At 68.7% G+C, this 13,263-nt stretch carries 11 protein-coding genes; 7 read left to right on the top strand and 4 right to left on the bottom strand.

Annotated features, from left to right (window positions below):
• The first annotated feature begins 24 nt into the window (after nt 1–24).
• The 7 genes from V8246_RS13225 (at nt 25) to V8246_RS13195 (ending at nt 9,586) form a co-directional block, all read left to right on the top strand.
• Nucleotides 25–1,032: an NAD-dependent epimerase gene (locus tag V8246_RS13225; protein ID WP_336189616.1), complete on the top strand. Its 1,008-nt coding sequence runs from the start codon at nt 25–27 to the stop codon at nt 1,030–1,032.
• Nucleotides 1,033–1,128: 96 nt separating this feature from the next.
• On the top strand, nt 1,129–1,749 hold the full coding sequence (locus V8246_RS13220) for an XrtA/PEP-CTERM system exopolysaccharide export protein (RefSeq protein ID WP_313222137.1): 621 nt from the start codon (nt 1,129–1,131) through the stop codon (nt 1,747–1,749).
• On the top strand, nt 1,749–3,338 hold the full coding sequence (locus tag V8246_RS13215) for an XrtA system polysaccharide chain length determinant (protein ID WP_336189615.1): 1,590 nt from the start codon (nt 1,749–1,751) through the stop codon (nt 3,336–3,338). Before V8246_RS13220 ends, V8246_RS13215 begins: the two co-directional genes overlap by 1 nt.
• 10 nt (nt 3,339–3,348) lie before the next feature.
• Entirely contained in the window at nt 3,349–4,116 is a 768-nt protein-coding gene (locus V8246_RS13210; RefSeq protein ID WP_162110902.1) for a polysaccharide biosynthesis protein, read from the top strand.
• A 20-nt stretch (nt 4,117–4,136) separates the two neighbouring features.
• Nucleotides 4,137–5,438, top strand: coding sequence for an outer membrane beta-barrel protein (locus V8246_RS13205; RefSeq protein ID WP_336189614.1), 1,302 nt, complete (start codon nt 4,137–4,139; stop codon nt 5,436–5,438).
• A 10-nt stretch (nt 5,439–5,448) separates the two neighbouring features.
• Entirely contained in the window at nt 5,449–7,302 is a 1,854-nt protein-coding gene (locus V8246_RS13200; protein WP_336189613.1) for a hypothetical protein, read from the top strand.
• A 259-nt stretch (nt 7,303–7,561) separates the two neighbouring features.
• Nucleotides 7,562–9,586, top strand: coding sequence for a heparinase II/III family protein (locus V8246_RS13195; protein ID WP_336189612.1), 2,025 nt, complete (start codon nt 7,562–7,564; stop codon nt 9,584–9,586).
• Between the two features lie 9 nt (nt 9,587–9,595).
• On the opposite strand, the gene V8246_RS13190 is transcribed toward V8246_RS13195, so the two are convergent.
• The 4 genes from V8246_RS13190 to V8246_RS13175 all read right to left on the bottom strand — a co-directional run bounded on the left by V8246_RS13190 (nt 9,596) and on the right by V8246_RS13175 (nt 13,241).
• Nucleotides 9,596–10,501: a glycosyltransferase family A protein gene (locus V8246_RS13190; protein WP_336189610.1), complete on the bottom strand. Its 906-nt coding sequence runs from the start codon at nt 10,499–10,501 to the stop codon at nt 9,596–9,598.
• A 19-nt stretch (nt 10,502–10,520) separates the two neighbouring features.
• Nucleotides 10,521–11,312, bottom strand: a complete 792-nt coding sequence (locus V8246_RS13185) for a glycosyltransferase family 2 protein (protein ID WP_336189609.1) — start codon at nt 11,310–11,312, stop codon at nt 10,521–10,523.
• On the bottom strand, nt 11,309–12,508 hold the full coding sequence (locus V8246_RS13180) for a hypothetical protein (protein WP_336189608.1): 1,200 nt from the start codon (nt 12,506–12,508) through the stop codon (nt 11,309–11,311). The genes V8246_RS13185 and V8246_RS13180 overlap by 4 nt, the downstream gene beginning before the upstream one ends.
• A gap of 91 nt (nt 12,509–12,599) precedes the next feature.
• Nucleotides 12,600–13,241: a polysaccharide deacetylase family protein gene (locus V8246_RS13175; RefSeq protein WP_336189607.1), complete on the bottom strand. Its 642-nt coding sequence runs from the start codon at nt 13,239–13,241 to the stop codon at nt 12,600–12,602.
• Nucleotides 13,242–13,263: the final 22 nt, after the last annotated feature.

Here is a 13,263-nt window from a genome sequence, read left to right as displayed (position 1 = left end):
TCCTTCCTCCTCCAGGAGTACCTGATGCGCGTACTGGTCACCGGCGCCGCCGGCTTCATCGGCTCCCACCTGAGCGAGCGCCTGCTCGCACGGGGCGATGAAGTGCTGGGCTACGACAACCTGAACGCGTATTACGACCCCGCGCTGAAGGAGGCCCGGCTCGCCCGGCTGATGCCGCAGGACGGTTTCAGCTTAGTGCGCGCCTCGCTGGAGGACCGCGCGGCGCTGGAGGCCGCATTCGACGACTTCAGGCCGCAGCGCGTGGTCAACCTGGCCGCGCAGGCCGGCGTGCGGTACTCGCTGGAGAATCCGCACGCCTACATCGACAGCAACATCGTCGGCTTCCTGAACATCCTGGAGGCGTGCCGGCACCGCGGCATCGAGCACCTGGTCTACGCCTCGTCCAGTTCGGTCTACGGCGCCAACCGCAAGCTGCCGTTCGCAGTGGAAGACAGCGTGGACCATCCGGTCAGCCTGTACGCCGCCAGCAAGAAGGCCAACGAGCTGATGGCGCACACGTACAGCCACCTGTTCGGCCTGCCCACCACCGGGCTGCGCTTCTTCACCGTGTACGGCCCGTGGGGCCGGCCGGACATGGCGCTGTTCCTGTTCACGAAGAAGATCCTCGCGGGCGAGCCCATCGACGTGTTCAATCACGGTCATCACACCCGCGACTTCACCTACATCGACGACATCGTTGAGGGTGTGATCCGCACCCTGGACCGCGTGCCGGGACCCGATCCGGCCTACGATCCGCTGGCGCCCACGCCGGCCAGTTCGCTGGCGCCCTACCGCGTGTACAACATCGGCAACCACCAGCCCGTGCAGCTGCTGCGCTACATCGAGGTGCTGGAGGACTGCCTGGGCCGCAAGGCGGAAAAGCGCCTGCTACCCCTGCAACCGGGCGACGTGCCCGATACCGAGGCCGACGTCGAAGCCCTGCGCCGCGATACCGGCTACTCGCCGGCCACGCCCATCGAAACGGGCGTGCGCCGCTTCGTCGAGTGGTACCGCGCGTTCTACGCGGTCTGAGTCGCGCACCGGGTGCCTCGCAGGCATCCGGGGATGGCCGGATCCCGCCGTTGCCGCCGTTGTTACCGGCATCGAGCAACTCCAGGGGATCCTCCGATGAAACGCGCCTTTGCCGGCCTTGCCGTCACCGTCCTGTCCCTGCTGCTGGCCGCATGCGCCACGTCGTCCGGCAGCGAAGCACCGCCACCGGCCACCACCACGCTGGGCACCGATGCGTACCACATCGGCGTGGACGACATCGTGCAGGTGTCGGTGTGGCGCAATCCGGAGCTCGGCATCACCGTGCCGGTCCGCCCCGACGGCATGATCTCCGTGCCGCTGGTGGGCGATGTGGCCGCAGGCGGCCGTACCCCCGGCGAGGTCGCCAAGGACATCCAGGAGCGGCTGGCCACCTACGTGCGAGACCCGCAGGTGGCGGTCATCCTGACCGACCTGCGCAGCCATGAATACCTGTCCCGCGTCCGCGTCACCGGCGCCGTGCGGCAACCGGTCTCGCTGCCGTACCGTCCCGGCATGACGGTCCTGGATGCCGTCCTGGCCGCCGGCGGCATCACCGAATTCGCCGCCGCCGACCGCTCCGACCTGCACCGCAAGAACGCCGAGCAGACGCAGACCTACGCGGTGCGGCTGGACCGCATCCTCAACCGCGGCGACCTGAGCACCAACTACACCGTGTCGCCCGGCGACGTCATCACGGTCCCCGAGCGTACCTTCTGATGAGCCAGAGCAACCTTCCCGCGCGGCGCGGCTATTCCGCGCCGGCGGCACCTTCCGCTGCGCTTTCTCCCAACGACCTGGTGCCCATCCTGATCCGCGAGGCGCGTCGCCATCGGGTCGCGCTGGTCGGCATCTTCGCCGCCGTGGCGCTGCTGACCCTGGTGGTGGGCCTGCTGGTGCTGCCGAAGAACTACACCGCCTCCACCACGATCCTGGCGCAGGAGAGCGACATCATCCAGCCCCTGCTGGAAGGCCGCGCCGTGGCCACCGAGGTCGTCGACCGCGCCGGCATCGCGCGCCAGGTGATCTACAGCCGCAAGGTGCTGGAAGATGCGCTGAAGACCGGCGGCTGGCTGGACGACAAGCCCAGCGCCATCGAGCAGGACCGCCTGATGGAGCAGATCAAGGGCCGCATCGCGATCACCAGCCCGCGCCCGAACCTGATCCAGATCACCTACCGCGACAGCGACGCCAAGCGCACCTATGAGGTCACCGAACGCCTGGGCGACATGTTCATCAAGGAGAGCCTGGCGGCCAAGGAACGCGAGAGCCGCGAGGCCTACGAGTTCATCGACAAGCAGGTGCAGGACTACCACGCCAAGCTGCTGGAGGCCGAGGAACGCCTGCGCCAGTACCGTTCGGACAACACCGACGCCCAGCCCGGCAGCGCCACCGACGCCAACACGCGCATCAGCTCGCTGCGCACGACGGTGGAACAGACGCGCATGGCGCTGCTGGAGCAGCGTTCGCGCGAGAACGCGATCGCCTCGCAGCTGTCCGGCGAGTCGGCGGTGACCGCGGTGCAGACGCGCGAAAGCCTGTATCGCGCGCAGTTGCTCGAGCTGCAGGGCCAGCTGGACCGCCTGCTGCTGAACTACACCGAGCAGCATCCGGACGTGGTGCGCGTGCGCCACCAGATGGCCGACCTGCAGCAGGCCATGGCCAACGAGCAGACCCGCCGCGCCGCCGCGCCGCAGGGTGCCAGCCCCTTCGACGAGGCGCAGATGAACCCGCTCTACCAGGAACTGCGCAGCCAGCAGGCGCAGACCCGGCGCGAAGTGGCCGCGACCGCCTCGCGCATGGCGATCGCCGAGTCCATGCTCAATGAAGAATTGAACCGCAGCCGCCGCATCGCCGATTCGGAGAGCGCGCTGGCCGAGCTGACCCGCGACTACGAAGTCAACCGCGACATCTACCAGGACCTGCTGCGCCGGCGCGAGAACGCGCGCGTCTCCATGCAGCTGGACCGCGAGGAGCGTGGCCTGACCCTGCGCGTGCAGGATCCCGCCACCATGCCGTTGCGGCCGACGGGCCTGCGCTTCATGCACTTCGCCATCGGCGGTCTGCTGATGGCGGTGGGTATCCCGCTGGGCCTGCTGTTCCTGCGCGCCCGCTTCGATCCGCGCATCCGCTCGGCCCAGCAGCTGCAGCGCATCACCGACCGGCCCCTGCTCACCGTGGTGCCGACCTACCATTCGCCGCGCGACCGCCGACAGGAACTCAGCCGCAACGCGATGAGTTTCGGCATCCTGACGCTGGTCATCCTCGCGTACGGGCTGGCGTTCGGCCTCAAGCAGCTTGCCGCCTGAGACCGCCGCCATGACCTCCTATGCCACCCTGGAAAAGCCCGTGACCCCGGACAACGAACGACTGCATGGTGTTCCCCATCGCACCGACACTTCGCGCTCGCTGGCGTTGATGGACGAACCCACCGCTTTGACGCCGCGCGAACTGGAAGAACGGCGCGTCATCCATCGCAACGATTCCGTCCGCGAGCAGGCCGATGCGTTCCGCGAACTGCGTACCCGCCTGCTGGCGCTGGGAGGCGAGCGCAATTTCGTCACCTTGGTGGCGCCGGTCAGCAACGGCTGCGGCGGCAGCTTCGTGGCCCGCAACCTGGCCACGGCGTTCGCTTTCGACGATGCCAAGAGTGCTCTGCTGGTCGACTGCGATGCCCTGCATCCCTCGCAGCACACCGCCCTGGGCGTGGACGCCAGCCATGGCGGCCTGATGGACTACCTGGGCGACAGCGACGCCGACCTGGGCCGTATCATCTACCGCACCGGCGTGCCGCGCCTGCGGCTGATTCCCAGTGGCCGCCAGCGCGAGACCACGGGCGAAGCCTTCAGTGCGTTCCGCATGCGCGCGATGGTGGACTCGCTGCGCAGCCGCTACCCGGATCGCTACCTGATCCTGGACAGTCCCTCGGTGCTGGGCTCGCCGGACGCGCGCATCCTGTCCGAACTCGCCGACCTGGTGGTGCTGGTGGCCGGCTACGGCAAGGTCACGCCGGAGAAGCTGGAGAAGGCCGTCGGCAGTTTTCCTGCCGACAAGGTGGCCGGCGTGGTGTTCAACGAAATCCCGTAGGGCGGCCAAGGAGCAGCGGCATGCGCACCCATCCACTACGCATCTCCCTCATCGCCGCCGCGGTCCTGGCCACGCTGCCGGGCCACGCGCTCGCCGCCCGGGTGGACTACACCGTGGACCTGGGCATGGAGCGGAACAGCAACGTGACCATGGCGCCGGTCGATCCGATCGCGCAGCGCTATCTGCGCGCGGGTCTGGGCTTCAGCATCACCGAGAACGTCTCCGCCCTGCAGCTGAACCTCGATGGCCGCGCGGAGTACCGCGACTACGAAGACGACATCTTCGCCGACACCGTCGACGGCACGTTGTCCGGCCGCCTCAACTGGGTGGCCATACCGGAGCGCCTGTTCTTCCTGGTGGAAGACAACCTGACGGTGCAGCCGGTCGATTCGCTGGTCCCGGACGGCCCCGGCAACCGCCAGCAGGTGAACGTGTTCTCCGCCGGCCCCACACTGCTGTTCAACTGGACGCCCTCGCTGCACGGCCAGGCGGAGCTGCGCTATGTGCTCAGCGATGCGGAAGTCACGGACGAGTTCAACTCGCAGCGCCTGGCCGGTGCGATCCGCACGATCAAGGAACTGTCGCCGACCAGCCGGGTGTCGCTCAACCTGCAGGCGCAGCGCGTCGACTTCGACGACGACATCGTGGCGCGCGACTACAACCGCTACGACCTCTACGGGCGCTACGTGCGCACGCTGGCCAACTTCGAGCTGGGCGCCGACCTCGGCTATTCGCGCATCGACTATCGCCAGGGCGAGTCGCGCTCTGAACCCCTGATGCGCGCGGATGCCGAATGGAACCTGTCGCCGCGCTCGCAGCTGAACATCGCCCTGTCCAGCCAGTTCTCCGACACCGCGACGGACGCCCTGACCGGGATCCAGTCCGAAGCCACGATCCCCGAGAACGTGCTGACCGGCGACGCGGTGGTCAACGCCTCGCCCTACGAGGTGCGCGGCATCGACCTGGGCTACCGCTTCACCGGGACCCGCCTGAACCTGTCGGTCGCGCCGTACATGCAGAGGCGCGACTATGTGGACTCGGACGAGTTCGACCAGAAGACCCGCGGCGCGCGCTTCGACCTGCACTGGCTGGTGCGGCGCTCGCTGACGCTGGGCACCTACGCCACGTGGGAACGGCTGGACTACACGCAGCTCGGCCGCGAGGACGAGACCTCGCGCGTGGGCGCGAGCCTGGCCTACCACTGGGCGCCACGCTGGACCGCGCGCCTGCATGCCGAACGCTACAAGCGCGACAGCACCGACGCGGGCCAGGACGTTTCGCAGAACATCGTCTATCTGAGCGTCGCCTATTCCAACCGCTGAGGGGTCCGGCATGCGCGCCAAACCTTCCACCCTGCGGACGCATGGCATTCCCAGTGCGGTCCTGCTCGTCCTGGCCCTGCTCGCGGCGGCCATCGGACACTGCGGATCCGCCGACGCCCCCGAAACGACCTCCCCCTCCCCGACGGCCGCGCCGCCGGCTGCGGCACCCCCGACGGCGTCCGCTCCCGCGTCGCCGGAACAGTCCGGCGCCGACCTGCTGAAGATCGACCTGGCCTTCGTCGACCGCAAGTCGCCCGCGTACGCCCGCTTCCGCAGCTGGGTGGATGCGGCCGTCGCGGGCAGTCCCGGCTACGCCTTCAGCGCCAGCGATGCCGCCTTGATGTTCCTGCTCAGCGGCGGCGACAAGTACTGCGACCTCGCCGTGCGGATGGTGGAGAAGGAGGTGGCCGAGGCCGAAGCCGCCATCGCGACCGGTGCGCGTCCTGCGATCGCGGGCGATTCGTATTTGGAAGTCGGTCCCCGCATCGCGGATCTCGCGATGACCCTGCACGCCTGCCGCACCACCATCGACGCGACGCAGAAGCGCCGCTGGTCGTCCTATGCGGAACAGGCGGTGTGGAACGTCTGGAACCATCCGCGCGCGCAATGGGGGGGGCGGGCGCACGCGTGGACAGGCTGGTCGGTGGACAACCCCGGCAACAACTACTACTACAGTTTCATCGAGGCGACGATGTACTGGGCACTGGTGAGCGGCAGCCGGTCCTGGATGGACGACCTGCGCACGCGCCGCCTGCCGCCGCTGAAGGCCTACTACACCGGGCTGCCGGGTGGCGGCAGCCGGGAAGGCACGGGCTATGGCGCCGCGCAGATGCGCCTGTTCGGTCTGTATCGCCTGTGGAAGGACAGCACCGGCGAGGATCTCGCCGCCGCCAGCACGCATGCGCGCGACAGCATTCCCTACTGGGTGCATGCCACGGTCCCCACCCTGGACCGCTTCGCCCCGATCGGCGACCAGTCGCGCAACTCCGTGCCGGAACTGTTCGATTACCACCGCCGCCTGGTGCTCGAGGCGCGCCAGCTGACGACGGACGAGGAGGCGCGTTCGATGGCCTCGTGGTGGCTGGACAGTATTTCCGTGCCGAGGATGACGCAGGGCTTCAACAGCCGGTACGACCTGCTGCCCGCCGGCACCGGCGGCACCCCGCCGTCGGCGCTGGTCTACCTGGCCGAGGGCGCGGGGCATCTGTTCGCGCGCAGCGACTGGGGCAAGGACGCCATGTGGCTGTCCTTCGTGGCGGGGCCGTACAACGAAAGCCATGCGCACCAGGAACAGGGCGGCTTCACTCTGTTCGCGCGCGACTGGCTGGCGGTGACCGAGAACATCTGGAGCCACAGCGGCATCCAGCAGGGCACGCCGGTCCACAACGTGGTGCGGTTCGAGCGCGCCGACCCGGAGGCGCGGCAATGCGCGGCACCCCGTGGCGATGTGGTGGTGCACCAGTGCGAAACGCCGCAATCGCGCGCGCGGTTGACGGTCACGCCGCGTGCGGACGGCGGGGTCACGGCGGTGGCCGACCTGACGCCGGTCTATCGCGACAACCCTGCCCTGCAGTCCTGGCAGCGGCGCATCGACTTCGCCGGCCGCACGCTGCGGGTGAAGGACGATTTCCGCCTGGGCGCAGGCACCCGCGCCATCTTCCAGGTCAACGTGCCCGAGCGTCCCGTGATCCAGGGCAACGAAGCCACCGCCGGCCGCCTGCGCATCCGCGTGCTGGAACCGGCCTCCGCGACCTTGAGCGTCCATGCGTGGAGCGACGAGGACCCCCAGGAATTCCGTCGCGGGTGGCGGGTGGACGTGGCCGGCGGCCAGAACGGTTACTCCGTCGAACTCAGCGAAAAATAAGGCTCTCCCCGGCGCCACCCCACGCCGCCGGAGCCGACGAGCGGGCCGTCACACTCCCGTGAACTCCCCTGCCGCAGGCTGAACCGCCACGCATTTCTGTGACCCAGGGCGTCCGTTTGCCTGAAGGCCCCACGTTATGATCCGCCCGCCGTTGCGCGGATCGCATGTAGCGAGGGGGCGCTGCAGCGGGTAGCCACCAGCCTCAGGGCTGTCGTCTTCCATGGTGTTCGTGCGCGGTTTTCTTGCCAGGAGAACCCCCTTGTCGCGCCCGTCCGCCTCCCCCCGCTCCACCCGCCGGCTCCCGCTTGCCCTGATCCTGGGCACCGCCGCACTCACCACCCTGACCGCTGCCAGCGCCGCGGGCGGCCTGTTCGGCCAGCGCGCCCAGGTCTTCGCCTCCGACGCCTGGGACCGCGCCGAAGACGGTGTTGCGGCCCTGCGCGACACCGGTCGCGACCATGTCATCCGCTTCTGGACCCGCACCACGGCGTCGGTCAAAGCCGCACGCCGGGCACGCGAGCGTGGCGGCGTCCCACTCCCGAGCGGTAGCGGCAGCGCGCTGTCGGGGGGTAGCCCAGGCATCGGTCTGCCGGTCAACGGCATCGACAGCAGCCCGGTGCTGAGCAGCGGCGGCCGGGTCAGTTCCAATTCCTCGCGCCCCCGCCTGGTGAACCTGCCCATGCCGGTTCCGCCGGTCGACAAGAGTTCGGCCGCCTACACGCGCTTCAAGGGATGGGTCGATGCCGCCGTCGCCGGCAACCGCGGCTATGGCTTCAGCGCGGCCGAAGCCGCCCTGATGTACCAGCTCTCGCCCGAAGCCAGGTACTGCACGCTGGCCATCCAGATGGTCGAGGAGCAGGTCACCGCCGCGGAAGCGGCGATTGCCGGTGGCGGCCGGCCCGCCGTGGCAGGCGACTCGTACCTGGAAGTGGGGCCGATGATCTCGGACCTGGCCTACACCATGACCGTCTGCGCGGGCAGCATCACCGCCAGCCAGCGCACGCGCTGGTCCGCCTACGCCGAACAGGCGGTGTGGAACGTCTGGAACTACAACAACGCCCAATGGGGCGGCCGCAGCCATCCGTGGTCCGGCTGGTCCATCAACAATCCCGGCAACAACTATTACTACAGCTTCGTCGAAGCGACGATGTACTGGGCGCTGGCCAGCGGCAACAGCACCTGGTTCAACTTCCTGCGCGACAACAAGCTGGCGGCCCTGCAGGCCTATTTCGCGCGCCTGCCCGGCGGCGGCAGCAGCGAGGGGACCGGTTACGGCACCTCGCACATGCGCCTGTTCTCGCTGTACCGCATCTGGCGCGACGCCACGGGCATGGACCTGGCCAACGCCAGCAGCCATGCGTCCGACAGCATCCCGTACTGGATCCATGCCACCGTGCCGACGATGGACCGCTTCGCGCCCATCGGCGACCAGGCACGCAGTTCGGTGCCCGATCTGTACGACTACCACCGCCGCCTCGTGCTCGAGGCCCGTTCGGTCAACACCAATCCCCTGATCCAGAACCAGGCGACCTGGTGGCTGAACAACATCTCGATCGCGCGCATGGGATCGGGGTTCAACTACCGTTACGACCTGCTGCCCGCGGGCACCACCGCCTCCCCGCCCACGGACCTGATCTACCACGCGCGCGGCACCGGCCATCTGTTTGCGCGTACGGGTTGGACGCGCGACGCGATGTGGGTGGCGATCGTCGCCGGACCGTACAACGAAAGCCACGCCCATCAGGACCAGGGCTCGTTCACCCTGTTCTCCGGCGACTGGCTGGCCGTCACCGCGAACATCTGGAGCCATAGCGGCATCAATCAGGGCACCGACGTGCACAACCTGGTGCGCTTCGTGCGCAACGGCACCGTGGCGCGCCAGTGCGAATCCACCACCCGCGCCTCGACGCTCACGGTCACGCCGGGGAGCGGCGGCGCATTCACGGCCGATGCCAACCTGACACCGGCGTTCTGCAACGCCGACGCGGTGACGAACTGGCGGCGCAATTTCAGTTTCGCCAATCGCCGCCTGACCGTCCGCGACACGTTCTCCATCACCAGCGGCACCACGGCCACCTTCCAGGTGAACGTACCGGTCGCGCCCACCCTGGTGAACAGTCGCGAAGCCACCGCCGGCCGCCTGCGCGTGCGCGTGCTGGAACCGGCCAACGCCACCATCAACAGCAACTTCAGCACCGGCAAGTACGTCGAGGACGGCGCGCGCTATCGCATCGACGTGCAGGGCGGCACCACGGGTTACGTGGTGGAACTGAGCGAGATCTGATCCCGCGCTTCAGGGAATCCGCACGCGCCGCCGCCCGCGCATCCGCAGGCGGCGGCGCGCGTCGAGGACCTGCACCGGCAGGCAGCTGATCGACATCAGGCCGATGCGCTCCAGCGTGGGGCGCTCGCACAGCGCCGGCGCCAGCAGCCGCCGCGCCGGGCGCAGCCTGCGTGCGTGGATCAGATGGCGCGCGAAATCGGTGCGGATCGCCCGCACCTTCCAGCGCACCATCGCCGCGGGCAGCGAAAGCATGTCGCCCAGCATCCGTGCGTTGAGTATCTCCGCGGCCGCGCATCGCTCGATGCGGCTGGTCAGGCTACCCTGCGCCGGCGTGTAGTGGCCCACCAGCATGGGGCAGGCGCGCACCTTCCAGCCGGCGTGCGCGATGCGCAGCCACAGGCTGTAATCCTCCGCGCCGATCAGTTCGCCCCCATCGAAGAACCCGCCCAGCGTATCGAACGCCTCGCGCCTGACCACGCTCATCGACGTGCAGATCCGGTTGCTCCGCCACAGCAGCTCGAAATCCATGTCCACGGGCAGCGCCGTGCGGTCCTCGCGCGCCCCGCCATGTACCAGACCGACACGCGGGTCCGCCGCCAGCGCCATCTGCGCCCTCATCTTGTGCGGCAGCCAACTGTCGTCCGCGTCCAGGAACGCCACCCAGGCCGTCGATGTGGCGCGCACACCGGCGTTGCGCGCCGCCGCAGGTCCCGCGTTGGCTTGCCGTACCAGCGTGGCCTTGTCCCGGTAGCCGGCGACGATGCGCGCCAGCTCATCGCCATCAGGCGAGCCGTCGTCCACCACCACCACCTGGCGTGGCGGCAGCGTCTGGGCCATCACGCTGTCCAGTGCATGCGCAAGCGTACCTGCGGCCCGGTAGGCGGGAATCACCACGGCATAGTCGCCGAAATTCATGGAGGAAGAAGACGACACGTCAGACGGGCCTTGAAAGGGGGTTCCGCTTGAGCAGCGCATGGGCCACGTAATGCAGCATGCACCACGCCGACCGCGGCAGCGTCAGTCGTTCCACATTCCGGTAGATGCGCCATTGCCAGCCGGCGGCGCGCAACTTGTTGGCCGATACCGAGCCTCCCCGCACCAGGTAGTACGCCAGCGGACGCGTCTCCGGCACCCGTTCGGCGTGACCGGCACGGCGTACCCGGTCCAGCCAGAATACGTAATCTTCGTGCCCCGTCTTCTGGAACGCGGCATCGCCCAGCGAGCGCGCGTAGATGCCGGTGAGGTTGCCGATGCGGTTGCTGTAGAGCATGCCGGCGTAGTCCACCCGTTCGGGGGGCACCACCTGCCCCAGCGCGCGGCCGTCCTCGGCCACGCGCTGGTACGCGGTGTAGCAGACACGCGCGCCGGTACGCGCCATGTGCGCCAGCTGCAGCGCCAGTTTTTCCGGCTCCCACCAGTCGTCGCTGTCCAGGAAGGCTACGTGCGTGCCGCGCGCTTCCAGCAGGCCGCGATTGCGCGCGGCGGCGACGCCACCGTTGGCTTGGCGCACCGCCACCACGCGCGCATCGCATGCGGCGTAGGCGTCCATGATCGCGGCCGAGCCGTCGCGCGAGCCGTCGTCCACCAGGATCAGTTCCAGCTGCCGGTGCGTCTGTGCGAGCACCGAGTCGATCGAACGCGCCATGGTCGCCTGTGCGTTGTAGACCGGCATCACCACGCTGACCAGCGTCGCATCCGGTTCCGGCAAGGGCGCAACGGGATTCATGCCGCGGCCTGCGCCTGACGCCCACCCGCCCACGATGCGCGGGGTGGCGGCAGGTGGAAATCGCGGTAGTCGCCGGGATTGCCCTGCATGCCCGCCTCGGCAGCCTTCACGATGTTGTAGGCCTCGCGCGCGCTCACATAGTGCAGCACGTAGCGCTGGCCATCGTTGTACGCCGACTCCAGATAGTCGTGCATCGCGTCCACCGGAGGACCCAGCAGCGTATCCATGTCGCCTTCCTGGGTGCCATGGGTGTGGATCTTCACGAACACCCACTCGGGGCGACCCTGCACGTGCACGCCAGCCCGCACCCATGCATCCACGCGCTGCGGGGTCGGCGGCTGCCCGCCACGGACGTCGGCGTTCTCGATGCGCGGCACCAGGCCCATGCGGCGGTCCTTCCAGTTCAGCCCCAGCGGCCCCTGGATCAGCATCAGGTCGCCGCTGGCCTGCCCGCCTACGCGCACCGGCACGCCGGTATCGTGCGACTTCGGCGCCTCCGGGTCGTCGGTCGCGTAGTAGATGCTGTTGATCGTGCGGGTCTGCGTATCGCTGGGCGCGGACGGCAGCGTGAAATCTGCATAGCAACCCAGCTCGCGCAGCAGGATGAGTTCGTTGTCCAGGCCGCACCAGCGTCCGTCCGGCCGCGAGTTGTCCAGGCACCAGTTGCCGTGGATGAAGCCGAACCGCAGTTCGCCCGTCGCTGGATCGCGCGGCAGCGCACCGTGCCGCTCGTGCAGCACGCGGCAGAAGCGCGACATGCCTTCGCGGAAGTTGGCTTCGGTGTCGTTGTCGTGGTGCAGGTGCACCTCGATCTCGCCATAGCCTTCGGCGCACAGCGCCGACAGCTTGTCGAGATACTCCGGCACGTACTCTTCCTCGGGGTAGAAGAAGCTGTGCTGAGGCGGACGCCCATCCGCATCGCGGTGCCGCGCCGCCAGCGCGCGATAGTCGCGGCACCAGCGATCGACGCGCTGCCGCTGCGTGGCTTCGTCCGCGCCGTGCCACATGGGCTCGAAGTGATCGACGAAGCAGAACATCACGTGCACCGGGCCCGGCGTGGCGGTCACCCGTGGACGGCGCAGGTAACTGCCGATCCATATCTCCATGTTGCGCGACCGCAGCAGCGCCCATACCGCCACCACCGCCATCGCGAGGATCGCGACCACCGCCGCAGCCGCCCACACCAGAATGTCCACGCGCCTCCCCTTCGTCCCGTCGGCATGCGCCGATACACCCGTCACCATCGAGAACGCGGCGAGGGCACCACACCGGCCACAGGAAGGACATTCAGCGGAGGTGCGGCAACGCGCGCAGCGAGAATCCCTGTGCGATCCACGCGGGGACCAGCGCACGCAGCAGTTCCAGCGAGTGTTCGCTGTCGTCGTGCATCAGGACGATGTCGCCACCGCGCGGCGGATGGCGCCGGATCGTCTCGAGTAAGTCCGGCACCGGCCGGCGGCTGTAGTCCAGGCTGTCGTAGGACCAGTAGTCGATGCGCTGGCGCCGACGCACCAGGCTGGCCAGCATCGCCGCCGTCAGCACGCCGCGCGGAGGCCGGAATGCATGCCGCGGGCGGCCATCGATGCCGGTGAGCAGGCGCTGGGTGCGTTCGATCTCTTCCAGCTGCTCGTCCAGCGTCAGCGCTTCGAAGCGCGGGTGCGAATAGGAATGGTTGCCCAGCGTATGCCCTTCCGACGCGATGCGGCGCGCCAGTGCATCGTGGCGCTCCACCTCGCGCCCGACCAGGAAGAAGCTGGCCTTGGCACCATGCTCCGCCAGCAGGTCCAGCAGGGCGGGGGTGTGGTCGGGATGGGGGCCATCGTCGAAGGTGAGATACAGGCTGCGCGCCGCGTCCGTCGGGCCGGACGTCATCAGCCAGCCGTTCGGCAGGAAGCGCAACACTCTCAGTCGGCGCGGGCGCGGATTCATGGCGATGCGTTCGACGCATGAA

Source organism: Pseudoxanthomonas sp. F11 (assembly GCF_037046485.1).
Taxonomy (GTDB): Bacteria; Pseudomonadota; Gammaproteobacteria; order Xanthomonadales; family Xanthomonadaceae; genus Pseudoxanthomonas_A.
This window is presented reverse-complemented; position numbering and strand designations above follow the sequence as displayed.

What these genes read in the sequence shown, in the direction of transcription:
- V8246_RS13190 (WP_336189610.1), bottom strand. Translation starts at nt 10,501, where the DNA reads ATGAATTTCGGCGACTATGCCGTGGTGATTCCCGCCTACCGGGCCGCA.
- V8246_RS13210 (WP_162110902.1), top strand. Translation starts at nt 3,349, where the DNA reads ATGACCTCCTATGCCACCCTGGAAAAGCCCGTGACCCCGGACAACGAA.
- V8246_RS13205 (WP_336189614.1), top strand. Translation starts at nt 4,137, where the DNA reads ATGCGCACCCATCCACTACGCATCTCCCTCATCGCCGCCGCGGTCCTG.
- V8246_RS13215 (WP_336189615.1), top strand. Translation starts at nt 1,749, where the DNA reads ATGAGCCAGAGCAACCTTCCCGCGCGGCGCGGCTATTCCGCGCCGGCG.
- V8246_RS13225 (WP_336189616.1), top strand. Translation starts at nt 25, where the DNA reads ATGCGCGTACTGGTCACCGGCGCCGCCGGCTTCATCGGCTCCCACCTG.
- V8246_RS13220 (WP_313222137.1), top strand. Translation starts at nt 1,129, where the DNA reads ATGAAACGCGCCTTTGCCGGCCTTGCCGTCACCGTCCTGTCCCTGCTG.
- V8246_RS13185 (WP_336189609.1), bottom strand. Translation starts at nt 11,312, where the DNA reads ATGAATCCCGTTGCGCCCTTGCCGGAACCGGATGCGACGCTGGTCAGC.
- V8246_RS13200 (WP_336189613.1), top strand. Translation starts at nt 5,449, where the DNA reads ATGCGCGCCAAACCTTCCACCCTGCGGACGCATGGCATTCCCAGTGCG.
- V8246_RS13175 (WP_336189607.1), bottom strand. Translation starts at nt 13,241, where the DNA reads ATGAATCCGCGCCCGCGCCGACTGAGAGTGTTGCGCTTCCTGCCGAAC.